At 64.1% G+C, this 26399-nt stretch carries 23 protein-coding genes; 22 read left to right on the top strand and 1 reads right to left on the bottom strand.

Annotation, left to right across the window (positions count from 1 at the left end; translation table 11 throughout):
- Positions 1-64: 64 nt before the first annotated feature.
- The 22 genes from R2N16_RS08660 (at position 65) to R2N16_RS08555 (ending at position 25863) form a co-directional block, all read left to right on the top strand.
- Positions 65-1252, top strand: a complete 1188-nt coding sequence (locus R2N16_RS08660) for a CaiB/BaiF CoA transferase family protein (RefSeq protein WP_316665218.1) — start codon at positions 65-67, stop codon at positions 1250-1252.
- 2 nt (positions 1253-1254) lie between these two features.
- Positions 1255-2112, top strand: a complete 858-nt coding sequence (locus tag R2N16_RS08655; protein WP_316665217.1) for a citryl-CoA lyase — start codon at positions 1255-1257, stop codon at positions 2110-2112.
- The gene (locus tag R2N16_RS08650; protein ID WP_316665216.1) at positions 2109-3005 is read left to right on the top strand and encodes an SMP-30/gluconolactonase/LRE family protein; all 897 of its coding nucleotides are present in this window, start codon (positions 2109-2111) and stop codon (positions 3003-3005) included. The genes R2N16_RS08655 and R2N16_RS08650 overlap by 4 nt, the downstream gene beginning before the upstream one ends.
- Positions 3006-3865: 860 nt before the next feature.
- Positions 3866-4183 (top strand): flagellar transcriptional regulator FlhD, encoded by a 318-nt coding sequence (gene flhD / locus R2N16_RS08645; RefSeq protein ID WP_004627783.1) that lies wholly within the window; start codon positions 3866-3868, stop codon positions 4181-4183.
- A 78-nt stretch (positions 4184-4261) separates the two neighbouring features.
- The gene (gene flhC / locus R2N16_RS08640) at positions 4262-4822 is read left to right on the top strand and encodes a flagellar transcriptional regulator FlhC (protein ID WP_092972206.1); all 561 of its coding nucleotides are present in this window, start codon (positions 4262-4264) and stop codon (positions 4820-4822) included.
- Between the two features lie 514 nt (positions 4823-5336).
- The gene (gene motA / locus R2N16_RS08635; protein WP_004627779.1) at positions 5337-6197 is read left to right on the top strand and encodes a flagellar motor stator protein MotA; all 861 of its coding nucleotides are present in this window, start codon (positions 5337-5339) and stop codon (positions 6195-6197) included.
- A gap of 77 nt (positions 6198-6274) precedes the next feature.
- Positions 6275-7222, top strand: coding sequence for a flagellar motor protein MotB (motB, locus tag R2N16_RS08630; RefSeq protein ID WP_316665215.1), 948 nt, complete (start codon positions 6275-6277; stop codon positions 7220-7222).
- A 25-nt stretch (positions 7223-7247) separates the two neighbouring features.
- The gene (locus tag R2N16_RS08625) at positions 7248-7661 is read left to right on the top strand and encodes a response regulator (RefSeq protein ID WP_316665214.1); all 414 of its coding nucleotides are present in this window, start codon (positions 7248-7250) and stop codon (positions 7659-7661) included.
- An 18-nt stretch (positions 7662-7679) separates the two neighbouring features.
- On the top strand, positions 7680-9875 hold the full coding sequence (gene cheA / locus R2N16_RS08620) for a chemotaxis protein CheA (RefSeq protein WP_316665213.1): 2196 nt from the start codon (positions 7680-7682) through the stop codon (positions 9873-9875).
- Between the two features lie 81 nt (positions 9876-9956).
- The gene (locus R2N16_RS08615; RefSeq protein WP_316665212.1) at positions 9957-10448 is read left to right on the top strand and encodes a chemotaxis protein CheW; all 492 of its coding nucleotides are present in this window, start codon (positions 9957-9959) and stop codon (positions 10446-10448) included.
- Positions 10449-10571: 123 nt separating this feature from the next.
- Complete coding sequence (locus R2N16_RS08610; RefSeq protein WP_316665211.1) at positions 10572-12428, top strand: methyl-accepting chemotaxis protein; 1857 nt, start codon at positions 10572-10574, stop codon at positions 12426-12428.
- Positions 12429-12652: 224 nt separating this feature from the next.
- Positions 12653-14557, top strand: a complete 1905-nt coding sequence (locus R2N16_RS08605) for a methyl-accepting chemotaxis protein (RefSeq protein WP_316665210.1) — start codon at positions 12653-12655, stop codon at positions 14555-14557.
- 103 nt (positions 14558-14660) lie between these two features.
- Complete coding sequence (locus R2N16_RS08600; RefSeq protein ID WP_316665209.1) at positions 14661-15542, top strand: CheR family methyltransferase; 882 nt, start codon at positions 14661-14663, stop codon at positions 15540-15542.
- Positions 15543-15634: 92 nt separating this feature from the next.
- Positions 15635-16252, top strand: a complete 618-nt coding sequence (gene cheD / locus R2N16_RS08595; protein WP_037022279.1) for a chemoreceptor glutamine deamidase CheD — start codon at positions 15635-15637, stop codon at positions 16250-16252.
- Positions 16253-16274: 22 nt separating this feature from the next.
- The gene (locus tag R2N16_RS08590) at positions 16275-17414 is read left to right on the top strand and encodes a protein-glutamate methylesterase/protein-glutamine glutaminase (protein ID WP_316665208.1); all 1140 of its coding nucleotides are present in this window, start codon (positions 16275-16277) and stop codon (positions 17412-17414) included.
- A 161-nt stretch (positions 17415-17575) separates the two neighbouring features.
- Positions 17576-17977 (top strand): chemotaxis response regulator CheY, encoded by a 402-nt coding sequence (cheY, locus tag R2N16_RS08585; RefSeq protein WP_004627759.1) that lies wholly within the window; start codon positions 17576-17578, stop codon positions 17975-17977.
- Positions 17977-18645: a protein phosphatase CheZ gene (gene cheZ, locus R2N16_RS08580; RefSeq protein ID WP_316665207.1), complete on the top strand. Its 669-nt coding sequence runs from the start codon at positions 17977-17979 to the stop codon at positions 18643-18645. The genes cheY and cheZ overlap by 1 nt, the downstream gene beginning before the upstream one ends.
- A gap of 275 nt (positions 18646-18920) precedes the next feature.
- Positions 18921-20084, top strand: a complete 1164-nt coding sequence (gene flhB, locus R2N16_RS08575; RefSeq protein WP_316665206.1) for a flagellar biosynthesis protein FlhB — start codon at positions 18921-18923, stop codon at positions 20082-20084.
- 187 nt (positions 20085-20271) lie between these two features.
- On the top strand, positions 20272-22389 hold the full coding sequence (flhA, locus tag R2N16_RS08570; RefSeq protein ID WP_316665205.1) for a flagellar biosynthesis protein FlhA: 2118 nt from the start codon (positions 20272-20274) through the stop codon (positions 22387-22389).
- Positions 22386-24299 carry a flagellar biosynthesis GTPase FlhF gene (gene flhF, locus R2N16_RS08565; RefSeq protein ID WP_316665204.1) on the top strand — a complete coding sequence of 638 codons (1914 nt, stop codon included), beginning with the start codon at positions 22386-22388 and terminating at the stop codon, positions 24297-24299. Before flhA ends, flhF begins: the two co-directional genes overlap by 4 nt.
- A 14-nt stretch (positions 24300-24313) precedes the next feature.
- Positions 24314-25093, top strand: a complete 780-nt coding sequence (locus tag R2N16_RS08560) for a MinD/ParA family ATP-binding protein (RefSeq protein ID WP_316665203.1) — start codon at positions 24314-24316, stop codon at positions 25091-25093.
- A gap of 8 nt (positions 25094-25101) precedes the next feature.
- Positions 25102-25863: an RNA polymerase sigma factor FliA gene (locus tag R2N16_RS08555; protein WP_027679301.1), complete on the top strand. Its 762-nt coding sequence runs from the start codon at positions 25102-25104 to the stop codon at positions 25861-25863.
- Between the two features lie 106 nt (positions 25864-25969).
- Here R2N16_RS08555 and R2N16_RS08550 read toward each other — a convergent pair whose 3' ends face one another.
- On the bottom strand, positions 25970-26290 hold the full coding sequence (locus R2N16_RS08550; RefSeq protein WP_316665202.1) for a hypothetical protein: 321 nt from the start codon (positions 26288-26290) through the stop codon (positions 25970-25972).
- Between the last annotated feature and the right edge of the window lie 109 nt (positions 26291-26399).

Genomic DNA, 26399 nt, shown 5'->3' with positions numbered 1-26399 from the left:
CCAAGACGCCCAACCTCCTGAACGGGCGAGGGGCGGAGCCACCCTAGCTGTAGGAGTTGTTTTCATGGCTTTGCCTCTCGCGGGTTTGCGCGTGCTCGACTTGTCGAACGTGCTGGCCGGGCCGTTCTGCGGCTATCAGTTGGGCTTGCTCGGCGCTGAAGTCATCAAGGTCGAGGTGCCCGGCAATGGCGATCTCGCGCGCCGTCTGGGCGCTGATCCGGAGCAGGCGCGCCGCAAGATGGGTGCCTCGTTCGTCGCCGTCAATGCGGGCAAGCAGTCCGTCACCGTCAACCTGAAGCACCCGGAAGGGCGGGCCATCCTGCTCAAGCTGGTGGCGCAGGCCGACGCGCTGATTGAAAACTACCGCCCCGGCGTGATGGACCGCCTGGAACTCGGCTACGAGGTGCTGCGCGAGGTCAACCCGCGCCTGGTCTACTGCGCCATCTCGGGCTTTGGCAAGGACGGTCCGCTCAGCGGCAGACCCGCATACGATCAGATTATCCAGGGCATTTCGGGCGTGATGAGCGTCACGGGGGATGACGAATCCGCGCCGCTGCGCGTTGGCTACCCGATCAGCGATACGGTGGGCGGCATCACGGCGGCGCTTGCCGTCACCGCCTGCCTGCTCGGCGCGCAACGCACCGGTCAGGGCTGCATGGTGGATGTGTCGATGCTGGAATCGACGCTCGCCACGATGGGCTGGGTGGTGTCCAACTACCTGAATGCCGGCGTGAGCCCGCGCCCCATGGGCAACCAGAACTTCACCGCCGCGCCGTCGGGCACGTTCCGCACGGGCGAGGGACTGATCAACATTGCGGCCAACGAAGACAAGCAGTTTGCGGCGCTGTGTCGCGTGGTCGGCCATCCGGAACTGGCAACCGATGCGCGCTTTGCCGAGCGTCACGCACGCAAGGAACATCGCCAGCAGCTCAACGACGCACTGGAAGCTGCGTTGGCTTCGCGCGCGGCTGCCGAATGGGAACCGCTGCTGATCGATGCCGGTGTTCCCGCAGGGCTCGTACTCGACGTGCCTGGCGTGCTGGCGCACGAACAAGTGACGGGCCGCAGCTTTGTTACCTCCTTCCCCGAAGCGGGGCAGCATGTCACGCGCGCGGGTTTCCGCCTGTCGGGCGAAGACCCGTGCCCGCAGACCCCCGCGCCATTGCTCTCCGCCCATACCGACGACTGGCTTGCCAAGCTCGGCTACCGCCACGACCAAATTGAAGCCTTGCGCGCTGAAGGCGCCATCTGACCATGACGACCGCACCTATTCACGACGCCGCCGGCCTCGCTGCCGATTACTGGCGCACCGACATCATCGACATCGAACCGGGCCGCATCCACGTGCGCGGCTACCCGATCCAGGAGCTGATCGGCCACATCGGTTTTGCCGAAATGATCTGGCTGATGCTGCGCGGCGAATTGCCGGCCAAGCGCCAGGCCGCCCTGCTGGAAGCAGCGCTGGTGGCATCTGTCGATCATGGCCCGCATGCCCCCTCCATTGCCATTGCCAAGATGGCGACGAGCTGTGGCCTGCCGCTCAACGGTGCGATGGCGTCTGCGTTGAACGCGCTGGACGACGTACACGGCGGGGCGGGACAGCAGGCGGTGGAGCTGTTCCACGATATTGAGGCGCGCATGTTCGACGGGGCCTCGCTGGAGGCGGCCACGGCGGCGGGTGTCGACACGTTCATCGCGGAGCATGGCAAATACCTGCCCGGCTTCGGGCATCGCTTTCACCCGGTCGACCCGCGCGCGGGGCGCCTGCTCGCGCTCGTGGACGAGGCTGCGCAGGACGGCGTGGTCGGCGGGCGCTATGCCGCCATCGGCCGCGCCATCGAAACGCTGCTCGCGGCCCGCAAGGGCAAGCCGATCCCGATGAACATCGACGGTGCCACGGCCGTCATCTATGCGGAGCTGGGGTTTGCGGCGCCGCTGGCGCGCGGCGTGTTCTGCCTGTCGCGTGCCGTCGGCATCCTGGCGCACGCCTGGGAGCAAAGCAGCCGCGGCGAGCGCAACAAGGGCCCGATGCCGCGCCAACTGCCGTACCGCTATACAGGCAACGCCAAGCGGCATCTGGCTCAAGCCGAATCGGCCCCCACCACGCCATGACGTATTTCAACTGGCCCATCATCGAAACCACCGTCTTTGCGGAGATGCCCGCCGCGCTGCGCCGCCCGGTGCCGACCGAATGGTCGCGTGCCAACAAAGGCGGGGCACCGGTCAATTGCTTTCTGGAAGGGCCGTGCTGGGATGCACGCGGCAATCTGTGGTTGGTAGACATTCCGCATGGCCGCATCCTGCGCGTCTCGCCGCAGGGCGATTGGGATGTGGTGGCGGAGTACGACGGCGAACCGAACGGCTTGGCGCTGCGCCACGATGGCACGCTGCTGGTTGCCGACTATAAGAACGGGTTGCTGTCGCTCGACCCCGCGACAGGTACGGTCACCCCGTTCCTGACCCGCCGCAACAGCGAACGCTTCAAAGGCCCCAACGATCTGGTCGTCGCGCGCAACGGCGATGTGTATTTCACCGATCAAGGCCAGACCGGCCTGCATGACCCGACCGGCCGCGTGTATCGCCTGCGCACGGATGGCCAGCTCGATTGCCTGCTCGCCAATGGCCCGAGCCCCAACGGTTTGGTGCTCACTTCAGACGAATCCGCGCTGTTCGTTGCCATGACGCGCGACAACGCCGTCTGGCGTTTGCCGCTGCTTGCCGACGGTAGCACCAGCAAGGTCGGCCGCTTCGCGCAGTTCTACGGCACCAGCGGTCCCGACGGCATGGCCATGGACGCTGCCGACCATCTGTTCGTCGCGCATGCGTCGCTGGGCGCGGTGTTTGTCGTCTCGCCGCATGGCGAACCGCTGGCGCGCATCGCGTCGTGCCGGGGGCGCACCACCACCAACGTTGCACTCACGCCTGACGGGCAATCGCTCGTTATTACCGAATCCGCCACGGGCAATGTACTGCGCGCCCGCTGGACCCCGCCGCACCACGACTGAAAGGGCGCACGTGGACTGTTGTCGCAGTCCACGTTGTCCTACAGCTGTCCTACACGAGGGCGGCGGTCAGATCGTCAACATTCCTCGGTTTTTTGTCCCAGCAGATAGCTATTCGGCACTTTTTGTTGCGTCGCAACAGGGGGAGTGCGGCATCCTCTTCTTCCTGCCCTGGTCAGCCCGTCTCCTGCGTGGCTTTTGTATCGTTTAGATGGACGCGTCTGTTTTAGGTAAACAAACGGGTAGGAGTTGTCCTACAAAATTGCCATTTGACTGTAGGAGCGATCCTACAAAATCAGCCAAAGACCGGTCGGAGCTGTCCTACACGGCGTGTAGGAGTGGGTCAGAAGTGTCCTACAAGCAGTTAACCCGGCATCCGATGCTCACAGTCGCAGAAGTGCGACGGCTTCTTTGTCGATTTATGGCAGATTTAGGCAATTTAATTGCTATCTTTGGCCGATCATTGGGGTAAATACGTGTCAAACACCCGCTTTAGCGCATCGTCCACCCACGGCCATTGCGTCGGCAAAGGCTTCATTTGCAACGTTTATTAACAGATTTGTAGGAAAATTGCTTACAAAAGAACGGACTACCTCACCCCTCTGACGTAGGGGTCCCCCCTTCTTTACTTACCCCGGACGTAAACCCACAATGTGTTCAACAGAAAACAACTTCGCCATGTCTTTAGCGACGTGAGTAAGAAGGAGCAGGAAGTGCCGGCAACGGCGCCGACTGCAGGAACATCCGATCTGTGGGGATTGGTGAACAGCCCGGCGAGGGTAGGCGCAAAAAAAGCGCCAACCGGACATCACCATGCGAGACCGGATGCAAGTTGCACTTTTACTGCACACGACGGGACATACATGGACACGCAAGACATTGTTTCCGAGATCAGCGAACTGAATCTCACCTACTTGATGCTTGCTCAGCAGATGCTGGCCAAGGATCGGGATGCCGCACTCTTTCGCCTGGGCATCTCTGAAGAACTGGCTGACATCCTGCTGACGATGTCGCCCGCGCAGATCGTCAAGCTGGCCAGCACGAACATGATGCTGTGCCGCTTCCGCTTCGACGATCACGCCATCCTGGGTCTGGTGACCCAGCCGCACCGTGACAAGGGCCTGCAGCAATCGCAAATGTCGATTCTGCTGGCACGTCAGGCGGTTGAGCAGATCAGCTGAACCGTTTGCGGCGGGTTTTCCGCCGGGTTCAGAGATTGCACTTTGGGATGAGTAGCAAGCGAAAGCGGGAGCAGTGCCATGCGTCACACCAGCGTCATGAACGAAGTTCAGCAGATCCACCTCGCAGCGGAATTGATTTCGCTCGGTGCGCGCCTGCAACTGCTGGAACAGGAAACCACGCTCAGCCGTGAGCGTCTGGTCAAGCTGTACAAGGAAATTCGTGGGGAATCGCCGCCCAAGGGCATGCTGCCCTTCTCGGCAGACTGGTTCCTGACGTGGTCGCCGAACATCCATTCGTCGATCTTCCTGAACATCTACCGTTTTCTGGGCGAGAACAGCCGCAGCACTGGTGTGCGCCGCTTGATCTCGGCCTACAAGCTGTACCAGGAACATATTCACGTCCACGAACAGGAAGAGGTGCTCTCGATCACCCGCGCGTGGATGATGCTGAAGTTCTTCGAGGGGAAGATGCTGCACACCGTGAAGTGCAAGCGCTGCACCGGCCATTTCGTGGCCCACGCAGACGACCTGCACCACGATTTCGTGTGCGGTGTGTGCCAGCCGCCGTCACGCGCAGGAAAGAAAAAGCGCGTCGCTGCTCCGGTTGATGCGATCGCGGAAAAGACGGTCGACGCCTGATAACGGCATTTGCAGGACACGGGAATACGGGAATTGCAGAACCGCCGGGGGATGGACAAAAAGGGCGGACGGGAAATGCGGGTAGCTGTACGGGAAATACGGGAATAGCCGGCCAGATCGGCAAATAACAATACAAAGAACAAAGAGCAAGGAACACAGAGCAGGAAAAGCACAGGGGCTCAGGCAGGACAAAAGGGGAAGGGGGTAGGCCGGTCGCGGGAAAACTGCGGACCGGCTTTTTTTTGCGCTTAGAAAACAGGACGAAAAGTGGGGACGGAAAGCGATTTTCGTCCCTTTTTCTTTGGATCTGCCTAGGGGGAAGGCCTCTTTGGGCCACGAGGTGCTCAAGCCGCCCGTTTTGTTGCCGTTCTTGGTGAAGAAGGGCGCGGCGGCAGGGTTTTCCAAGCACCGCGCGGCAGCAACGCTGTGTGCGCCCCGGCCTTCAGTTAACCAGGGGAATGCCGTTATTCCCTCTTGTATTGATCGAAGGATCGCCCATTCAGGAGTTCGCCCCGTGTTAGTTGCCATCGGTTACATCGTGATTCTCGCGTCGGTGTTCGGCGGCTACATGCTGGCCGGAGGACACCTCGGGCCGTTGTTCCAGCCGACCGAACTGCTCATCATCTTCGGCGCCGGCATTGGCGCCTTCGTGGTCGGCAACGACAAAAAGGCTATCAACGCCACCGTCAAGGCCCTGCCCGGCCTGTTCAAGGGCTCGAAGTACACCAAGGCCCTCTATATGGAAGTGATGGCATTGCTGTACGTGGTGCTGTCCAAGATCCGCCGCGAAGGGATGATGTCGATCGAAGCCGACATTGAAGCCCCGCACGAAAGCACGCTGTTTGCCAATTACCCCGCCATCCAGGCAGATCACCACGCGCTGGATTTCATCTGCGATTACCTGCGCCTGATGGTGGGCGGCAACCTGAATCCGTTCCAGATCGAAGCGCTGATGGATCAGGAAATCGACACCCACCACCACGAAGCCGAACAACCGGCCCGCATCATCACCAAAGTGGGCGACGCCATGCCGGCCTTCGGCATCGTGGCCGCCGTGATGGGCGTGGTGCACACCATGGGCTCGGTCGGCTTGCCGCCGGCAGAGCTGGGCAAGCTGATCGCCTCTGCGCTGGTCGGTACGTTCCTCGGCATCTTGCTGGCGTACGGCTTCATCGGGCCGCTGGGCTCGCTGCTGGAGCAGCGCGCCGAAGAGTCGACCAAGTTGTTCCAATGCATCAAGGTGACGCTGCTGGCCAGCATGAACGGCTACGCCCCGGCGATTGCCGTGGAATTCGGCCGCAAGGTGCTGTTCTCGACCGAGCGCCCGTCCTTTGCAGAGCTGGAAGATCACGTGCGCGGCGCCAAGACGGCGTAGCGCTGACCCTATGAGAGAAGAGCGCGGCCAACGAGCCGCGCCAATGACCACGTAGCACAAACCGACGGGAACGGACCATGAGCAAGTCCAGCACGCCGACCTTCATTGTCATTCGGCGCAACAAGAAAGGCGGACACGGCCACCACGGTGGCGCGTGGAAGATCGCCTACGCCGACTTCGTGACCGCCATGATGGCGTTCTTCCTGCTGATGTGGCTGCTCAGTTCGGTGACGAAGGCCGAGCTGTCGTCGGTCGAAACGTATTTCCGCACGCCGCTGAAGGTGGCGCTGTTCGGTGGCGCCGGTTCGGGCGACCAGTCGAGCATTCTCAACGGCAGCCCGGCGCTCAAGCAGAACATGCCGCAGCCGAATCCGAGCCCCAGCCCGACCGTGCAGCGCCAGCGCAACATTCGCGACGAGTCGGATGACGCGGCGCTGAACAAGCTCAAGCAGAAGATTGCAGAGATGGTCGAGACGAACCCGGTGATGAGCCAGTTCAAGCACCAGTTGCTGATCGACATGACCACCGAGGGCCTGCGCATCCAGATCGTCGACCAGCAGAACCGCCCGATGTTTGCCAACGCCAGCGCCGAAGTGCAGCCCTACATGCGCACCATCCTGCGCGAGCTGGGCTCGGCGCTGAACGACGTGCCCAACCCGATCAGCCTGTCGGGCCACACCGACGCCACCCAGTACGCCACGCAGCACGGCTACAGCAACTGGGAACTGTCGGCCGACCGCGCCAACGCATCGCGACGCGAGCTGGTGGCGGGCGGCATGAAACCCGAGAAGGTCAGCCGCGTGGTGGGCCTGGAGGCATCGGTGCCGTTGGACAAGACCAACATCTACAACCCGATCAACCGCCGAATCAGCATCGTCGTGCTCAACGCACGCGCCGCTGAAGCCGTGCGCTCGGGTGGGGTCGAGCCGGTGGCCGACCTGCGCAATGACGGTAAAGACACGCTGACCGACGCCGCCGCACGTGCCACGGGTGTGGCGGACGCGGTGACTGCGGCCAAGCCATAAAGAGCGCCGAGGGGAGAAACAGTCAATGAGCGAGAAACACATCCTGGTGGTGGACGATTCCACGTCGATTCGCCGCATGATTGCCGCGTGCCTGCGCGAGTGCGGCTTTGCCGTGACGGAAGCCGGCGACGGCACCGCCGCACTCGAAGCCGTGCGCACGCTCGCCCAGGGCAACCACCACCTTGTGATTACCGATCAGGTCATGCCGTCAATGGACGGCCTGACCCTCATCCGAGCCCTGCGCGCACTGCCGGCCTACGCCGACACCCCGATCCTCATGCTGACCACCGAGGCTGACAACACCATCCGCGACCAGGCGCGCGCTGCCGGCGCGACGGGTTTCCTGCCCAAGCCGTTCGACCCGGACGGGCTGACGGATTCGGTGATGCAGTTGCTCGAATGGCATGCGCAGACCCACGGGTCTGCATCGACGCATTAAACGACCGAGACGACAGATATGAACCTCGACCTTAGCCAGTTTTTCGGCGCCTTCTTCGAAGAAGCGGAAGAGCTGCTCGTCGACATGGAGCGGCTGCTGCTCAACCTCGATGTTGCCAACCCTTCTTCTGATGATCTGAACGCCATCTTCCGCTGCGCGCACTCCATCAAGGGTGGTGCTGCGACCTTCGGTTTCACGCACATGACGGAACTCACGCATGTGGCGGAATCGATTCTGGACCGCGCCCGCACCGGTACCTTGCAGCTGCGCGAAAACATGGTGGATGCCTTCCTGGAAACGAAAGACGTGTTGAAAAGCCAACTTGATGCCTACCGGCAAGAGCACCCCATCGATACGGCCACGCTCGAATACATGGTGGCCAAGCTCAACAGCCTGACCGCCGAGGACGGCGCCCCCGTTGCTGCCGCGCCGGTTGCTGCCGCGCCCGTGGTGGCGACGCCCGAACCGGTGGCTGCACCCGAGCCCGAGCCGGTGGTTGCACCCGAGCCCGAGCCGGTGGTTGCCGAAGCGCCTGCGGCCGAAGTCGTGGGCGACATCGAAGGCGGCCTGGACATCAAGCTCATCGACGTCTCGAAGGAAGACTGCGAGCTGATCGTCACCGAACTCAAGCACCTGGGCACCGTGCTGCGCCACGTGCGCACCGGCCGCAACAGCGACATCGTGCTGCAGAGCACCTGCACCGCCGACGACATCATCGCGGTGAGCTGCTTCATCATCGATGCCGACCAGATTGTCATCACGCCGCACGTGGGTGGCGCTGCTCCGGCCGAAGCCGCTGCGCCGGTTGTGGCTGCACCGACGCCCGCCGCTGCCCAGACGGAAGTGCACGCCCCGGCTGCCAACGAAGCTGCGCCGGCGCAGGCCGTTGCCGCTGCTGCCGCACCGGTGCCGGCACGCCCGGCCGCTGCCGACCACAAGCCGGCCGTGGCTGCCGAAACGTCGATCCGCGTGGGAGTGGAAAAGGTCGATCAGCTCATCAACCTGGTGGGCGAACTTGTCATCACGCAGGCCATGCTGGCGCAAACCGCGCAGGCCTTCGACCCGGTGCTCAATGAGCGCCTGTTTGCCGGCCTGTCGCAGCTCACGCGCAATGCACGCGACCTGCAAGAGGCCGCCATGTCCATCCGCATGATGCCGATGGATTACGTATTCAACCGCTTCCCGCGCCTGGTGCGCGACCTGGCGCACAAGCTGGGCAAGCAGGTCGAACTGTCGACGTTCGGCAAATCGACCGAACTGGACAAGGGCCTGATCGAACGCATCATCGATCCGCTCACACACCTGGTGCGCAACAGCCTGGACCACGGCATCGAATTGCCCGAAGCCCGCGTGGCCGCCGGCAAGGATGCCACCGGCCAGCTGCTGCTCTCTGCTGCCCACCAGGGCGGCAACATCGTCATCGAAGTGAGCGACGACGGCCAGGGCCTGAACCGCGACAAGATCCTCAAGAAGGCGCGTGAGCGCGGTCTGCCCGTGTCGGACAACATGACCGACGACGAGATCAACCAGCTCATCTTCGCACCGGGCTTCTCCACGGCTGACCAGGTGACGGACGTGTCCGGCCGAGGCGTGGGCATGGACGTGGTCAAGCAGAACATCCAGTCGATGGGTGGCTACGTCGAGATCCAGTCGCAGAAGGGCAAGGGCACGACGATCCGCATCGTGCTGCCGCTCACGCTGGCGATTCTGGACGGCATGTCGGTCAAGACCGGCGAGGAAGTGTTCATCCTCCCGCTGTCGTGCGTGGCCGAATCGCTGCAACCGCGTCCGGAAGACATCAAGGCCGTGCCGGGCGGCGGTCGCCTGCTCAAGGTGCGCAACGAATACCTGACGCTGGTGCCGATGTACGAACGCTTCCGCATCACGCCGTCGCTGCCCAATCCGTCGGAAGGCATCGTTGTGATCCTGGATTCGGAAGGCAAGAAGATTGCGCTGCAGATCGACGAACTGGTTGGTCAGCAACAGGTGGTGGTCAAGAACCTCGAGACCAACTACCGCCGTGTGCCGGGCATTTCGGGCGCGACCATCCTGGGCGATGGCAGCGTTGCACTGATCGTCGATGTGTCGGCACTGATGCGCGAGACCCGCACGGGCCATTCAGAAAACGCGATGCGTGCCGTTACTGCCGAAAAGCACGAGATGGGCGAAGCGCAGGGCGGTCGTTTTTCGACCGAGGCGATGGCCGCGGCATAAGCGTTCACGCCAGGCAGGTTGGGATCACCCATCCACAACGAATTCAATCTAGTGGCCCGACGGGGGCCGAGGGGAGCCGCAATGGAAGTTAAGAAACACGTGGTCGGCGAAGACACCGGCGGGGAGGAGTACCTGGCCTTCACGCTGGGCCGCGAGGAATACGGCATCGACATCCTGAAGGTGCAGGAAATCCGCGGCTACGAGACCGTCACGCGCATTGCCAATGCGCCCGATTTCATCAAGGGTGTGATCAACCTGCGCGGCATCATCGTGCCCATCGTTGATCTGCGCATCAAGTTCCAGCTCGATCGCGTCGAGTACAACCAGTACACCGTCGTCATCATCCTGAACCTGATGGACCGGGTGGTCGGCATCGTGGTGGATGGCGTGTCGGACGTGCTGACGCTGCAAAGCCAGCAGATCAAGCCGGCACCGGAGTTCTCGGGCGCGCTGGACACGGAATATATCCGCGGCCTGGGTTCGATCGACGAGCGCATGCTCATTCTGGTGGACATCGAGCGCCTGCTGATGTCGGCCGACATGGCGCTGTGCGACGAAGCCGAAGCAGCCTGAGCGCGACATGAATCCGGCCGGGGCACGGCGTACGTGCCCCCGGCAAATGAGGCTGGGCCGCGGAGGCCCGGCGGGCGACAAGACACCGTCGGCACAGGTGCGGCGCCGTAAGGGGAGGGAAGCATGTTCAGCAAAATGACCATCCGGCTCCGTTTGGGGCTGATGATGGCGGGTATTGGTGTGCTCGCCGTTATCGTGGGCGTGACGGGCCTGATCGGCATGCGGCACGCCAACACCCGTGTGCAGGATGGCTATGCCGTGCAGCTGGCAGGCACCGTGGCATTGGCCGAATCCGATTCCAACCTGCTGAGCTTTCGCATCGTGCTCGATCGCGCAGCCATGGCCCCCAACGCGCCCGGTATGGAAAAGACGCTCGAGCGCGCCAAGATGTTCCTCGACAAGTCTGACACCGCCTGGAAGCGCTACCGCGCGCTGCCCACCACGGCAGACGAACGCAAGCTGGCCGACGAGGCCGAGGGCCTGCGCGACATCTTCGTGCGTGACGGCGCACAGGTATTGATGCAGGCGGTGCAAGCGCACGACGAAGCGCGCATCAACAAGACGGTCATGGATGTCATGCCCGCCCTGTACCGCCCCCTTGGCGACAAGGTCACGGCACTCAACCGCCTGCAGATGGACGCGGCCAAAGCCAGCTACGAAGCCAGCCAGGCCGAGCATCACACCCTGAGCACCCTCACCACCGGCCTGCTGTTGGGCGGCATTCTTGTGGGCGGGCTACTGACGTGGGCGCTGCGCCGTTCGATCACGGTGCCGCTGATGCGCGCGATCGAACAGGCCGAGCACATCACGCAGGGCGATCTCACGCACACCATTCAAGTAGACCGCGCCGATGAAACCGGCCGCTTGCTGCTGGCGCTGCAACGCATGCAGGAAAGCCTGCAGAAGATGGTGGGGCAGGTGCGCTCGGGCTCCGACTCGATTGCCAGTGCCACGCAACAGATTGCTGCAGGCAATGCGGACCTTTCGCAGCGCACCGAGCAACAGGCTTCTGCGTTGGAAGAAACCGCGTCGAGCATGGAAGAGCTGACGAGCATCGTGCGCCAGAACGCCGACAACGCACGTCAGGCCAGCACGCTGGCCGGCAACGCATCGGACATTGCCGTCAAAGGCGGCGAAGTGGTTGGCCGGGTGGTGGACACCATGGCTGGCATCAACGACAGCAGCAAGAAGATCGCCGACATCATCGGCGTGATCGAGGGCATTGCATTCCAGACCAACATCCTGGCGCTGAATGCAGCAGTGGAAGCCGCGCGTGCGGGCGAACAAGGCCGCGGCTTTGCGGTGGTGGCGGGTGAAGTGCGCAGCCTGGCGCAGCGCTCGGCCACGGCGGCCAAGGAAATCAAGGAGCTGATCAGCGATTCGGTCGGCCGCGTGGAAAACGGCACGACGCTGGTGGCGGAAGCGGGCAGCGTGATCGACGAGGTGGTGGTGGCCGTCAAGCGCGTGACGGACATCATGGGCGAGATCAGCTCCGCATCGGATGAACAGAGCGCCGGTATCGAGCAGATCAACCAGGCCGTCGCGCAGATGGATGAAGGCACGCAGCAGAACGCCGCCCTGGTGGAGCAAGCCGCCGCTGCCGCGATGTCGCTGCAGGAGCAGGCCGGCGGGCTGCGTCAGGCCGTGGCGGCGTTCCGGATGCAGGCCAGTATGCAGACCGGAATGCAGGCAAACGCGGTGCCCACGGTGTCCGTGGCCGCGCGCGCGGCTGCCAAGCCGGCACCGAAAGCCACCGCTGTGCCGCGCCGTGCCGCCCAGCCGAAGGCCGCAGCGCGCACTACCGCTGAACCGACTGCGCAGACCGCAGCTGCACCTGCAGCGCCGGCCCGCGCCAAAGAACAACAACGCGAGCGCACCGCCGCCGCTGCCGTATCAAAAGCGGCTGCGCCAGCGCCCAAGTTGGCCGTACCCAAGCTCGTTGCCGCAGGCGGCGACGATAGCGACTGGGAAACCTTTTGACCATGTATGCACGGGATCTTCGCTGCTCGCGAAAGCTCTCTCGTGTGTGTTTGTGGTGTGCAGCCTGCCCTCCGGGGCAGGTTTTTTTTTGCCTGGGCTAGTGTCTGCTGAAGCCGGGGTGACCCCCCACTGAAGTGGCATGACCCCATGGCGGTTCTAAAGAGCCGTCCCCCGCAGGCCGATAGCGGTTAGGGGGCATATAAAAACAGGAAGAGGTAGACAACATGGGTTGGATCAAGCGTTTGCCGGTGTCCACGGTACTGACCGGCGGTTTCCTGATCGTGGCCGCCATGGGCGCGGCCATCGGCGGGTTGGGCATCTACACCATCACGCAGTTGAGCAAGGCCAGCGAAGAGCTGGCACAGAAGCAGATGCGCGCCATCACGCAGATGGGCAGCGCAGCCAACAGCCTGGCGCACGCCAGCCGCGCGCAGACGGCACTGCTGATTGCCACCACGCTCACCGAGCGCAAGGCGCTCAGCACACAGATTGCCGACAGCATGCAGCACCTGAAAGACGGTGTGGAGAACGTGCGCCCGCTCTTTACGTCGGACGAAGGCAAGAAGATGATCCGCGAGGTCGATGCGATCTACCCTGTCTGGGGCAAGCGCATGACCGACTTCGTGGCGCTGATGGACAAGCAGGGCCTCGACCCGACCCAGTTCGACAGCCGCGTCACGGCCGAGAACGTCGGCCTGCTGGACGACACCGCTGCCTTTGAAAAGACGCTCGACAAGATGGTCCGGCGCGTGGAGGAGGTCTCTGCCGCATCCACCGTCAAGGCCCGCGATGACGCACACCGCTCGCGCCTGGTGATGGTGGTGATGGCCTGTGCGGGGGCGCTGCTCGGCATCGTGCTGGGTCTGGTCATCGCACGCCGGCTGTCGCGCCAGTTGGGCGGCGAGCCATCGTACGCCGCCGAGATTGCCCGCCGCATTGCCGCCGGCGATCTGGCCGTGCACGTACAGACCCGCCCGGGCGACCATGACAGCATGCTCTTCGCCATGGCGCAGATGCAGCAGCAACTGACCGGCACGATCACCAATATCAAGAGTTCGGCCGATTCCATTGCCAGCGCTACCAAGCAGATCGCAGCCGGCAATGCCGACCTGTCGCAGCGCACGGAAGAGCAGGCCTCGTCGCTGGAGGAAACCGCTTCCAGCATGGAAGAACTCACCAGCATCGTGAAGCAGAACGCCGACAACGCGCGCCAGGCCAGCCAACTGGCGGGCAGCGCGTCGGACATCGCCGTGAAGGGCGGCGAAGTGGTGGGCCGCGTGGTGGAAACCATGGCGGGTATCAACGCCAGCAGCAAGAAGATCGCCGACATCATCGGCGTGATCGAGGGCATTGCGTTCCAGACCAACATCCTCGCCTTGAATGCGGCGGTGGAAGCCGCACGCGCGGGCGAGCAGGGCCGTGGCTTTGCGGTGGTAGCCGGCGAGGTGCGCAGCCTGGCACAGCGCTCGGCCACGGCGGCCAAAGAGATCAAGGAGCTGATCGGCGATTCGGTTGGCCGCGTGCGCAACGGGTCGGCCCTGGTGGCCGAAGCCGGCACGGTGATCGAAGAGGTGGTGGTGGCCGTGCGGCGGGTGACCGACATCATGGGCGAGATTTCCGCCGCGTCGGACGAGCAAAGCTCCGGCATCGAACAGGTCAATCAGGCCGTGAACCAGATGGACGAGGTCACGCAGCAGAACGCCGCCCTCGTGGAGCAAGCCGCGGCTGCCGCCCTGTCGCTGGAAGAGCAGGCGCAACTGCTGCGCAATGCCGTGGCGACGTTCCGCACGGATGCCTCGGTGGAGCTGGCCGTGGCGGCGCCGACTGCCGTTTTGGCGCCGGCCGTCCGCAGCGAGGTCCGCCCCGAGAGGACCGAAGTGGTGCCCTCCGTGGCGCGCGCCTTGGCTTCGCGCAAGGCGGCCAAGCCCGCAGCGGCACCGGCACCCGCCCCGGAGCAGGAGACCGCCCCCGCTGCCGCGCAAGGAGAAAAAGCGCCCCAGGAAGCACATGCACCGGTTGCTCCGGTGGCTGGTGCAGTCGTTTCGGCAGGCGTTTCCGAGGCTGCCATCGCCCCGGCCCTCAAGCTGACCACCGGTTCTGCCGATGAAGATGACTGGAGCACCTTCTGACGCCAGCCTCGCCAACAGCAAACTTGGCGCGGCCTGCGGTAGCGGTGCCCGCCAACGACTGAGAGCGGGCATCAAGACTCGCCAAACACGGGGTTAGTTATCCATGGCAGCACAAAACTTGGCGCCAGTTTCGCCGACGCTCGCGTCGCGCGAGTTTTCGTTCACCGCCGAAGATTTCGGCCGCATCCGAGACCTGATCTACCGTCGCGTCGGTATTTCGCTGTCCGACCGCAAGAGCGAAATGGTCTACAGCCGCCTGGCCCGCCGCCTGCGCGTGGTCAACCTCGGCTCGTTCCGCGATTACCTGGACGCGCTGGAAAAAGGCCACCTGCCCGACGAGTGGGAAGCCTTTACCAACGCGCTCACCACCAACCTGACCGCGTTCTTCCGCGAGCAGCATCACTTCCCCATCCTGCACGAGCACGCCAAGGCCAAGCGCACGCCGTTCACCGTGTGGTGCTCGGCCTCGTCGACGGGGGAAGAGCCGTACTCGATCGCCATTACGCTGGCCGAAGCCTTTGGCTCGATGTCGCCCAGCCAGGTGAGCGTGGTCGCCTCTGATGTGGATACCAACGCGCTGGCTCGCGCCCGTGCCGGGATCTATCCGATGGAGCGCGTGTCGGCCCTGTCGCCCGAGCGCCTGAAGAAGTATTTCCTGCGCGGCACCGGCAAGCAGGAGGGCTATGCCCGCGTGCGGCCCGAGCTGCAGGCCATGATCGACTTCCGCCAGATCAACCTGCTCGACCGCGATTGGCCGCTGCAGCAGAAGTTCGACGTGATCTTCTGCCGCAACGTGATGATCTATTTCGATAAGCCCACGCAGGCCAAGATCCTGGAGCATTTCATCGATGTGATGAAACCCGATGGCCTGCTGTTTGCCGGCCATTCGGAGAGCTTCCTGCAGGTGACCAAGGCGTGGACGCTGCGCGGCAAGACCGTGTACGAAGTCGCGCCCGAGTTGCGCGCCAAGATGGGGGCACGATGATCGAATTCGGCAAACGCGCGACGCTGCAATCGGCCGCCGATGCCGTGCGCAGCGATAGCGGCCTCGGGAACAGCGGCATGAGTGCTGGCGCCATGGCCACGCTCGCGCAATCGGCGGCCAGCACCCACGCCTACTACGACACCACCTTCAGCCGCCGCGCCATGAAAGTGCTGCCCGGCGAGTACTCCGTCACCACCGAAGACCTGATGCTCGTCACGGTGCTCGGCTCGTGCGTCTCCGCCTGCGTGCGCGACAAGACCCTCGGCATTGGCGGCATGAACCATTTCATGCTGCCCTCGCGCAACGAGGGGGAATCGATCCTATCGCCGTCCATGCGCTATGGCACGCACGCCATGGAAGTGCTGCTCAACCAGCTCTACAAGGCGGGCGCCAAGCGCGAGCGCCTGGAGATCAAGGTGTTTGGCGGCGCCGCCGTGCTGGCCGGCATGAGCACGCTCGACGTGGGCGAGCGCAACGGCAAGTTCGTGCTCGAATTCCTGCGCAACGAAGGGCTGACGGTGGCCGCCAAAGACCTCTTTGATGTGCACCCGCGCAAGGTGTATTTCGTACCGTCCACCGGCCAGATCATGGTGCGCAAGCTACGCTCGCAAAACTCGGCGGCCGAGCTGGACAGCGAGGCGCAATACGCCAGCAAGCTGTCGAAGTCCATCACGACGAAGCCGGCCTCGCGTCTGCAACTATTTACCTAATCCCTGAACTTGCTCCCTGAACATGAACGACAAACGCAAGATTCAGGTGCTGTGCATCGACGATTCCGCACTGATCCGCAGCATCCTGAAGGAGATCATCAACAGCCAGCCGGACATGGAAGTGGTGGGTGTGGCGCCCGATCCGATCATCGCGCGCGACCTCATCAAGCAGACCAATCCGGACGTGCTGACACTGGATGTCGAAATGCCGAAGATGGACGGCCTCGACTTCCTGGAAAAGCTCATGCGCCTGCGCCCGACGCCGGTGGTCATGATCTCTTCGCTCACGGAGCGCGGCTCTGAAGCCACGCTGCGCGCGCTGGAGCTGGGCGCGGTGGATTTTGTCGCCAAGCCCAAGCTCGGCATGCGCGACGGCATGAACGAATACGCCGACCAGATTGCCGACAAGATCCGTGCGGCGGCGCGGGCCAGGTTGCGTCCGCGGGCAGCCGCACCGGTAGCGGCAACCGGATCGGCAAACGGTGGGGCAACTGCATCGGCGCCCGGCGCACACGTTCGCGCAGAGCCCGCGCCGGGGACCCCGGCCCCTGTGCGTACCCATTTCTCGTCGACGGAAAAGCTCATCATCGTGGGCGCTTCCACCGGCGGCACCGAGGCCATCAAGGATTTCCTGCTGGAAATGCCGCCCGACTGCCCCGGCATCCTGATCGTGCAGCACATGCCGGCGGGCTTCACCACGTCGTTCGCCAAGCGGCTGGACGGCCTGTGCCGCATCCGCGTGAAGGAAGCCGTGCACGGCGAGCGCGTGCTGCCCGGCCACGCCTACATTGCCCCGGGCGACATGCACCTGTCGCTGGGCCGCAGCGGCGCCAACTACGTCACCGAGCTGGATCAGGGCCCGCCGGTCAACCGCCATCGCCCGGCGGTGGACGTGCTGTTCCGCTCCGCCGCGCGCAACGCCGGAGCCAACGCCTTGGGCGTCATTCTCACCGGCATGGGCAAGGACGGCGCGGTGGGCATGCTGGAAATGCGCAACGCCGGCGCCTACAACGTCGCTCAGGACGAGGCGTCCTGCGTGGTCTATGGCATGCCGAAGGAGGCCGTGGCCCACGGCGGCGTGCATGAAGTCCTGCCGCTGTCGCAAATTGGCCCGCACGTGCTGGCAAGACTGTCGGCCCATGGCCGTGTGACCCGGGTATAACGCTTCACTTTGCGGGTACATTGGTTGCGGGGCGCAGCAGTCAGGCGCCCCCGAATGTGTCCAGGCGTGTTTCAGCGCTCAAGAATCGGCCCCAGGCGCCGATAAGATTGCCAAGGAAGCCCGAAACCCCCCAATTCAGTTAGTTTGCGGAGATTGTGTCCATGGACAAGAGCCAGTACCGATTCCTCGTCGTCGACGATTTCCCGACGATGCGCCGGATCGTGCGTAACCTGCTCAAGGAACTCGGTTTTGCCAACGTTGACGAGGCCGAAGACGGCGCCGCCGGCCTGGCGAAGGTCAAGGAAGGCCGGTTCGATTTCGTGATCTCGGACTGGAACATGCCCAACATGGATGGCCTGCAGATGCTGCAGAGCATCCGTGCCGACGCCAACACCGCCATCAGCAAGTTGCCGGTGCTGATGGTGACGGCCGAGGCCAAGAAGGAAAACATCATCGCCGCAGCCCAGGCAGGTGCCAACGGCTACGTGGTCAAGCCCTTTACGGCCGCCACGCTGGACGAAAAGCTGGGCAAGATTTTCGAGAAGCTCGAAAAGGGGGCGTGATGAGCGAGATGCACGATGGCGCCCAGGCGCCGGCCGCAGAAGGCGTGGATCACGGTGATATGCCAGAAATGCTCCAGCGCATCGGCCACCTCACGCGCATGCTGCGCGAAAGCATGCGTGAGCTGGGCCTGGACAAGGGCGTGGAGAAGGCCGCATCGGCCATTCCCGACGCGCGCGACCGCCTGAACTACATCGCCAACATGACCGAGCAGGCGGCCACCCGCGTGCTCAACGCCATCGACGCGGCGCGGCCCGTGCAAGACGCACTGGAGTCCGATGCCGAGGCGCTGGTCAACCGCTGGCAGTCGTGGATGGACCGCCAACTAGGCGACGACGAGATCCGCGAGCTGGTCGGCCAGACCAACGGCTTCCTGCGCAGCGTTCCCGAAAAGACGCGCGACACGAACCAGCAGCTCATGGAAATCCTGATGGCTCAGGACTTCCAGGACTTGACCGGTCAGGTGATCAAGAAGGTGCTGGATGTGGTCCAGCTCATCGAAAGCCAGCTCGTCGGCATCCTGCTCGACAACGCGCCGGAACACCTGCGCGTGGAAGCGGCGCAAGTGGCGACGACGCTGCTCAACGGCCCGCAGATCAATCCGGACCACCCGGACGTGGTTGCGAACCAGGAGCAGGTGGACGACCTGCTGGAAAGCCTCGGGTTCTGAACCCGGCGCTGGACACGACAAAACGGGCGTTGCGACGATGTGCGCAACGCCCGTTTTGTTTTTGATGCGCCGTCGTTCGTCTAGCAAAAGCGCCCCGAACCGCTGTGCGCGGACACGCAGGCGTCTCGCGCCGGGGGCAGGGCCATTTCGTCGAAAAACCCGCTCCGGGGCGGCTTTTTCCACGCTTCGCCCGAGCGAGGGTGCCGGAATAATGCGAGGGTCGGCCATGGGGCCGATGCTGTTCATTCGACCCCGTTCACCCCGCGCATCCCGGCATGTCCGAAGAAAGCGATCTCGAAAAAACTGAAGCCGCCTCTCCGAGGCGCCTCGAGCAGGCGCGCGAGGAAGGCGACGTTCCCAGATCACGGGAACTGGCTTCGTTCGCCCTCACGGCGGTGTCTGCGGGTGGTTTGTGGGTGGTGGGCGACTCGATCGTGCGGGCCGCATCGTCTTTCCTGGCGCGCTGCCTGGAGTTCCACCGCTACAACTACACCAGCGGACAGGACCAGTGGAACTACGTGACCGGCCAGTTCATGCCGCTGGCCATGGCGCTGGGCGGGCTGATGCTGATGCTGGTGATTGCCGCGCTGTCGCCGCTGGCGCTCACGCGCGGGGCCATCTCGTTCAAGCCGCTGGCACCCGACATCTCGCGCCTGTTCAAGCTGCAGGGCCTGACGCGCATGTTCTCGCTCGAGGGGCTGATCGAGCTGCCCCGCCTGCTGATCAAGCTGTTCCTGATTGCCGGTGTGGGCTGGTTGCTCGTCCGGTACTACCGTGGTGACCTGATCGAACTGCCGCAGCAGGACCTGGGCGTTGCCATGCGCGACACGCTGCACGTGGCCGGCGTGGCCTTCCTCTGCATGGCGGCGGTGATGATGTTGGTGGCGGCCGTGGATGTGCCGCTGTCCTTGTGGCAATACGCGCGCAAGCACCGCATGACCAAGGAAGAAGTGCGCAAAGAGCATCGCGAGTCCGAAGGCGATCCGCACGTCAAGGGCCGCATCCGCAACTTGCAACGTCAAGCCGCCCAGCGCCGCATGATGGCCGACGTACCCAAGGCCGACGTGATCGTCACCAACCCGACGCACTACGCTGTGGCACTGCGCTATTCCGAAACGGAAGGCGGCGCGCCGCGCGTGCTGGCCAAGGGTGCCGACATGGTGGCGGCCAAGATTCGCGAGCTGGCAACGGAGCACAAGATCCCGATGCTGGAAGCGCCCCCGCTGGCCCGTGCGCTGTATCGCCATACCGAGATCGGCCACCAGATTCCGGAGGCGCTCTATGCCGCCGTGGCCGAGGTGCTTGCCTATGTCTACCAGCTGCGCCGCCTGCATCAGGTGGGCGGCCGTGCTCCGGTGCGCCCGACCGACCTGCCGGTGCCTGCCGATATGGACCCGGGGCCTCAACCCGGCCCGGACGACGCGCCGGAAGACGTCTGATCCCAAAGGGCGGGCTCCACAGCCGGTCATCCCGCTCAGGCGGCGCCACCGCCCGCTTCCGCACCCCCCGGTGGGAGGGTATTTCAAAGAAAAGCCGCCTTTTGGGCGGCTTTCTCACGTCTTCGATTTGGCGGCGCCCCCGGCAAGATGGCATCCATCGAAAAGCCCCCCGCTGCACGCCCCGCCAATGAACGCCGCACTGCTCCGAGTCACCGACATCCTGCGCAAGGGCGACTACCGCTCCGCCGCGGGCCCGGTGCTCATCATCCTGATCCTGGCGATGATGGTGCTGCCATTGCCGCCGTTCGTCCTCGATCTGCTGTTCACCTTCAACATCGCGCTGTCGATCATCGTGCTGCTGATCAGCATGCACACGCTCAAGCCGCTGGATTTCTCGTCGTTCCCGAGCATCCTGCTGATCACCACGCTGATGCGGCTGTCGCTCAACGTCGCCTCCACCCGCGTGGTGCTGATGGAAGGCCACACCGGCCCCGACGCAGCCGGCAAGGTGATCGAGGCGTTCGGCCACTTCCTGGTGGGGGGCAACTACACCGTCGGCATCGTGCTGTTCGTCATCCTGGTGATCATCAACTTCATGGTGATCAGCAAGGGCGCGGGCCGCATTGCCGAGGTCAGCGCGCGCTTCACGCTCGACGCAATGCCCGGCAAGCAGATGGCCATCGACGCCGACCTGAACGCCGGCCTCATTCGCGAAGACGAGGCCCGCAAGCGCCGCACGGCCATCGCGCAGGAAGCCGAATTCTTCGGCTCCATGGACGGTGCCAGCAAGTTCGTGCGTGGGGATTCGGTGGCGGGTATCGCCATTCTGCTGATCAACATCGTCGGCGGCCTGGCCGTGGGGGTGCTCCAGCACGGCATGGACGTGGGCCACGCGGCTACCAACTACACGCTGTTGACCATCGGTGACGGCCTGGTCGCGCAGATTCCGGCGCTGGTGATCTCCACCGCGGCGGGCATCATGGTCAGCCGCGTCTCCACCGACAAGGACGTCGGCCAGCAACTGTCGAGCGAGCTGTTTGCCATGCCGATGGTGCTGATGACCACCGCCGGCGTGCTGGGTGTGCTGGGTCTGGTGCCGGGCATGCCGCACATCCCGTTCATCCTCTTTGGCGGCGGTCTGGCCTATCTGGGCTGGTATCTCAAGAAGAAGCGCGAAGTGCCCGAGGTCGAGCCCGTGCTGCAAGCCATTGCCCCGGTGGATACGCCCGAGGCGAGCTGGGACGACGTGTCGTGGGTCGACGTGCTGGGCCTGGAAATCGGTTACCGCCTGATCCCGCTGGTGGACAAGAGCCAGGACGGCGAGCTGCTGCGCCGGATCAAGGGCATCCGCAAAAAGTTCACGCAGGACATGGGTTTCCTGGCGCCGGTTGTGCATATCCGCGACAACCTGGAGCTGGGCCCGTCGTCGTACCGCATCACGCTCAAGGGCGTGGAAATCGGCCACGGCGAGGTGCAGCAGGGCAAGTTCCTCGCCATCAACCCGGGTGGCCAGGATGGCCTGGGCGGCCACGGCGGCCTGGGTGGTCGACTGGGTACGCAACTGCCCGGCACCCCCACTGTGGACCCGACCTTTGGCCTGCCGGCCATGTGGATCACCGCCGATGTGCGCGATCGCGCGCAGGCCGAGGGCTACACCGTGGTCGATTGCAGCACGGTCATCGCCACCCACGTCAATCAGTTGATTTACACCCATAGCACCGAGCTTCTCGGCCGTTTGGAAGTCCAGCAATTGCTCGATCATTTGGGCAAGGAAGCACCGAAGCTGGTCGAAGACGTCGTACCCAAGCTGTTGCCCGTCGCGACCGTGCAGAAGGTGCTGCAGAACCTGCTGGACGAAGGCCTGCATATCCGCGACATCCGAACCATCGTCGAGACGCTGGCGGAACACGGAGGCAGGACGCAAGACCCCGCCGAACTCACCGCCGCCGTGCGTGTGGCGCTGGGCCGGGCGATAGCCCAGCAGCTCTTCCCGAACAAGACCGAAATGCAGGTCGTCACGCTTGACCCGAATCTGGAGAACATCTTGCTGCAAAGCGTCGTTGGCTCTAATGCCGGCCCGATCGAACCGCAACTGGCTGACTCGCTCATGCAAGCGGCAGCGGACTCGTCGCGCCAGCACGAACAGATGGGCCAGACGGGCGTCCTGCTGGTGCCGCCCGCACTGCGCCCGATGCTTGCCCGCCTGTTCAAGCGTGCCGCACCGAGCCTGCGCGTGCTGTCGCACGCAGAAATTCCAGATCACCGAACGATTAAGGTTGTCGCCATGCTTGGAGGCCGCGCATGAAAATGCATCGATTTACCGGACTGACGTCGCGTGACGTCTTGCGCAAGGTCCGCGACCAACTGGGCGATGGCGCGCTGATCCTGTCAAACCGCGCCATTCCGGGGGGCATTGAGATCATCGCGGCGTCCGACTCGCACGTGGATGCGTTGGTCGACACGCAGTCGTCGGCGCCCAAGACGGCACAGCGCCGTCCGATGGCACCGGCTCCGATTCCCGAGCCCGCACCGATTGCCGCCGCAACCGCAGCCGTCGTTGCCGCTCAGGCACCTGCTGAAGAGGCTGCCCAGGTGGAGGCCCCTGCACCCAACGCACTGGCCCGTCTGCGTAACCGCTTCATTGCTTCGCGCCGTGCCCCTGCACAGGAAGACGCACCGGCCGCACCCGTGGCAGTTGCCGCAGCCAAGCCGGCCGGCCGCACGCTGCAAACGCGCGTGGATGACGACGTGGCGTTTGGCGAAGAAGATGCGCTGGCGGCGTCCACCCGCATGCTGGCTGGCTTGTCGCTCGACCGTGCCAGCGCGGACGTTGCCCAGTCTGCGGCGCAGGCCCTGGCCAGCACCGCTCAGTTCATCGCCCGCCGCACCACGGTGGAAGACGAGCAGCCGGAGATGGAATCGACCGCCCGCTTTGCCGCCCGCCGCGAACAGGCGCGTGAACAGGCACGCGAGCAGGATGATCGCCCGGTCACGCTGCGCAGCTTTGCCGAGCGCGTGGAAGCCCAGGCCCGCACCCTCCGTGCAGAACAGCAGAAGGCCGAAGCGCCCATGAAGGCGCGCACCGAGGGGCATACCGAGGCACAAGCCGACGTCGGCAAGTCGTCCGACATTTTCGTCCGCGTGGAGGACACGATGGCCAAGCCCGAAGCCCCGCGTGAAGACGTGAGCCTGCAGCGTTCGGCCATCCAGGCCGACGTGAAGGAAAGCATCCGTGCCGAGACCGACGTGATGACCCGCCGCATGGTCGGCGAGATCGAAACGCTCAAGAGCACGCTGAACGACGCCATGTCGAGCCTCGCCTCGCTGGGCGTGAAGCTGGGCGACCCGGTGCGTACGCGCCTGTTCCAGACCATGCTCAACGCAGGGTTCTCGGCACAGCTCACGCGCTACGTGCTGGAGAACATGCCGCAGCACGACTCGTATGAAGGCGCGCTGGACTTCGTGCAGCGCGCGATTGAAAAGAACCTGACCACCGTGTCGGATGAAAACAGCCTGCTCGACCAGGGCGGCGTGTTTGCACTGATGGGCCCGACCGGCGTGGGCAAGACCACGACCACCGCCAAGCTGGCTGCGCGCTTCGTGCTGCGCCATGGCGCATCGCGCGTGGCACTGCTCTCGACCGACAGCTACCGGATCGGCGGCCATGAACAACTTCGCATCTACGGCAAGATCCTGGGCGTTTCGGTGCATGCCGTGAAAGACGCGCAAGACCTGAGCCTGGCGCTGAACGATCTGCGCGAGAAGCACGTGGTGCTGATCGACACCATCGGCATGAGCCAGCGTGACCGCGCTGTGTCCGAGCAGATGGCGATGCTGCATGCCGTGGGGCCGTCGATCAAGCGCCTGCTGCTGCTCAATGCAGCCAGCAACGGCAAGACGCTCGATGAAGTCGTGGGCGCCTACCGCGACGCCAACCTGGCCGGCTGCATCCTGACCAAGATCGACGAGGCTGCCTCCGTGGGCCATGCGATGGACGTGATGATCCGCCGCCGCCTGCCGCTGCACTACGTGTCGTACGGCCAGCGTGTGCCGGAAGACATTGCGGTGCCGAACAAGAAGCTGCTGATCCACCGCTCGTTCCGGGCCGGTGCGGAGCAGTCGTCGTTCACGCTGGATTCGGATGAATCGTTGCTTGTGGCGCAGGGCGCTACGCGTAACCGCGAACCTGGCCTGGCCGCTTTCGATTTCGCCTGAGAAGGGGGGCGACCATGACAACGCCATTCGCCAAGGATCAAGCCGCAGGGCTGCGGCGCATGCTCGGTCATGCCGCTGCACGCCGCGTGCTGGTGATCGGCGCGGAAGAGCAGGTCGATGACTTTGTCGACAACCTGCGCATCGCGCTGTCCGCCATGGGCCGCGACACCGCCGTGGTGAGCGCCCAGACCGTACTGGCCATGGCGGGCGTGCTCGAACAACACGACGAGACGGCGGATGTGACGCTTGTTGCCGCGCATTTCGGCACCCGGGCGCTGGGTACCGTGGCCGAAGCCTGCGACGACGTGCTGCTGACCTTCTCCGATGGTCCGGAAGGCATCAAGAGCGCGTACACGCTGCTCAAGAAAACCGCCGTGCTGCAAGGCAGCGCCGGCATCCGCACCGTGGTGTGCGGCGCGCATTCGGTGGATTCCGCCGTGCGCGTGTTCGGCAACCTGGCCAACACCGTGGGCCAATACCTGAACACCCGTATCGATTTCGCCGGCTACCTTCCTGAGGACCGGCACGTAGAACTCGCGCTCTCGCTTGGCAAGCCCGTGGCGAGCGCGTTTCCCGCATCGCCTTCGGCCATGGCCTTCCGCCAGCTTGCCGAAGAAATGTTGAGCTGGGCCAGCGCCGAGGCCCAAGCCGGTGATGGCAGTGCGCCGTCGCGGGTGGTCATGTCGGCGCGGGCTCCGGCACAGCCGGCAGATGAATCGGCGCAAGCAACGTCAATGTCGGCATCGACTGCGACGGCCTGCGCCACCGCAGGCGCGGCCGAATTGGTTTATTGAGGCGCAGCATGAACGAAGCGTCAAAGGCAGGCATGGATATGTACACCGCAACCGGTCGCAAGACCAAGTCCGACGAAATGGCCACGTACGCACCACTGGTACGCCGCATTGCCAACCAGATGATGGTCAAGCTGCCGGCCAGCGTTGAGCTGGACGACCTGATCCAGGCCGGCATGATGGGCTTGCTCGATGCGCTGTCGCGCTATGAGGAAACGCAGGGTGTGCAGTTCGAGTTCTACGCGGCCCAGCGTATTCGCGGCGCGATCCTGGACGAGCTGCGCGGCTCGGATTGGCTGCCGCGCGGCTTGCGCCGCAACGCGCGCACGATCGAACAGGCGATCCAGAAACTGCAGCAGCAGAAGGGCCGCGCGCCCACCGAAACCGAGATCGCCGCGGCGCTGGGCATGTCGCTGGCCGAATACCAGAAGCAACTGGTCGACCTGCAAGGCAGCCAGCTGCTGTATTACGAAGATTTCGACCGCGAAGACGCGGACGCCTTCATCGAGAACCGCGCGCCCGAGAACGACGCCACGCCGCTGGACCAACTGCTGGACCACGACCTGCGCGAATCGGTTGTCGCGGCCATCGAGGCACTGCCCGAGCGCGAAAAGCTCATGATGAGCCTCTACTACGAGCAGGATTTGAACCTGCGCGAAATCGGCGCCGTGATGGGCGTGTCGGAATCGCGCGTGTGCCAGATCCACAGCCAGGCGATTGCCCGCATTCGCTCGCGCCTGCGTGATCGCGCATGGTTGCCGACGCCGACCTGATCTGATGTCGACTGAGCGCCACTGGCATAACCCTTCACGCGTCGCCAGGGCTGCGTTGCCGGGGTTTTGACGGCAGCGCTCAGTTTCCGTTTTTACCTGCCATTTTTTACTGCGCGGCCAGCGCGTCATTTCGCGGCCGCGCTTTTTCTTTGGGGGCCTCAGTAACGAGGCGCGAGGTGGCGGCATCCCACACACGGGTCTCGCCATGCTTGAAGCGGGCGAACCGTTCGGCGGGCACCTCGGCCACCTGCAGCGCATGGGCCAGATCGGTGATGGGCTGGTCCAGCGTTTGTCCGCCAGCGCAAACGCGGGTGGGGTGCGCTTGATCACGGCGTGGCGATGTTCGAAGCGCACTCCCGTTTTGGAACGCAAAATATGTACACAAAAAACGATTGAAATTGTTGACATAAAAATGAAGGCCCTCCAAGATTCCGGCAAATACGCGGCATCACGCCGCATGAATGCTGGCGGACGGAACCCACCCCATCCGCCAAAAGTACGCTCCCTGCAATGACATGGGGGCGGCCCCAGGAGAC

The organism is Ralstonia psammae, from assembly GCF_958405935.1.
Lineage (GTDB): Bacteria > Pseudomonadota > Gammaproteobacteria > Burkholderiales > Burkholderiaceae > Ralstonia > Ralstonia psammae.
Note: the sequence above shows the minus strand (reverse complement) of the source record. Positions and strands in the feature narration are given on the sequence as shown.

Excerpts from the sequence above, each read along its gene's own strand:
- R2N16_RS08660 (WP_316665218.1), top strand. The coding sequence starts at position 65 with ATGGCTTTGCCTCTCGCGGGTTTGCGCGTGCTCGACTTGTCGAACGTG.
- R2N16_RS08655 (WP_316665217.1), top strand. The coding sequence starts at position 1,255 with ATGACGACCGCACCTATTCACGACGCCGCCGGCCTCGCTGCCGATTAC.
- R2N16_RS08650 (WP_316665216.1), top strand. The coding sequence starts at position 2,109 with ATGACGTATTTCAACTGGCCCATCATCGAAACCACCGTCTTTGCGGAG.
- flhD (WP_004627783.1), top strand. The coding sequence starts at position 3,866 with ATGGACACGCAAGACATTGTTTCCGAGATCAGCGAACTGAATCTCACC.
- flhC (WP_092972206.1), top strand. The coding sequence starts at position 4,262 with ATGCGTCACACCAGCGTCATGAACGAAGTTCAGCAGATCCACCTCGCA.
- motB (WP_316665215.1), top strand. The coding sequence starts at position 6,275 with ATGAGCAAGTCCAGCACGCCGACCTTCATTGTCATTCGGCGCAACAAG.
- R2N16_RS08625 (WP_316665214.1), top strand. The coding sequence starts at position 7,248 with ATGAGCGAGAAACACATCCTGGTGGTGGACGATTCCACGTCGATTCGC.
- cheA (WP_316665213.1), top strand. The coding sequence starts at position 7,680 with ATGAACCTCGACCTTAGCCAGTTTTTCGGCGCCTTCTTCGAAGAAGCG.
- R2N16_RS08615 (WP_316665212.1), top strand. The coding sequence starts at position 9,957 with ATGGAAGTTAAGAAACACGTGGTCGGCGAAGACACCGGCGGGGAGGAG.
- R2N16_RS08610 (WP_316665211.1), top strand. The coding sequence starts at position 10,572 with ATGTTCAGCAAAATGACCATCCGGCTCCGTTTGGGGCTGATGATGGCG.
- R2N16_RS08605 (WP_316665210.1), top strand. The coding sequence starts at position 12,653 with ATGGGTTGGATCAAGCGTTTGCCGGTGTCCACGGTACTGACCGGCGGT.
- R2N16_RS08600 (WP_316665209.1), top strand. The coding sequence starts at position 14,661 with ATGGCAGCACAAAACTTGGCGCCAGTTTCGCCGACGCTCGCGTCGCGC.
- cheD (WP_037022279.1), top strand. The coding sequence starts at position 15,635 with ATGGCCACGCTCGCGCAATCGGCGGCCAGCACCCACGCCTACTACGAC.
- R2N16_RS08590 (WP_316665208.1), top strand. The coding sequence starts at position 16,275 with ATGAACGACAAACGCAAGATTCAGGTGCTGTGCATCGACGATTCCGCA.
- cheY (WP_004627759.1), top strand. The coding sequence starts at position 17,576 with ATGGACAAGAGCCAGTACCGATTCCTCGTCGTCGACGATTTCCCGACG.
- cheZ (WP_316665207.1), top strand. The coding sequence starts at position 17,977 with ATGAGCGAGATGCACGATGGCGCCCAGGCGCCGGCCGCAGAAGGCGTG.
- flhB (WP_316665206.1), top strand. The coding sequence starts at position 18,921 with ATGTCCGAAGAAAGCGATCTCGAAAAAACTGAAGCCGCCTCTCCGAGG.
- flhA (WP_316665205.1), top strand. The coding sequence starts at position 20,272 with ATGAACGCCGCACTGCTCCGAGTCACCGACATCCTGCGCAAGGGCGAC.
- flhF (WP_316665204.1), top strand. The coding sequence starts at position 22,386 with ATGAAAATGCATCGATTTACCGGACTGACGTCGCGTGACGTCTTGCGC.
- R2N16_RS08560 (WP_316665203.1), top strand. The coding sequence starts at position 24,314 with ATGACAACGCCATTCGCCAAGGATCAAGCCGCAGGGCTGCGGCGCATG.
- R2N16_RS08555 (WP_027679301.1), top strand. The coding sequence starts at position 25,102 with ATGAACGAAGCGTCAAAGGCAGGCATGGATATGTACACCGCAACCGGT.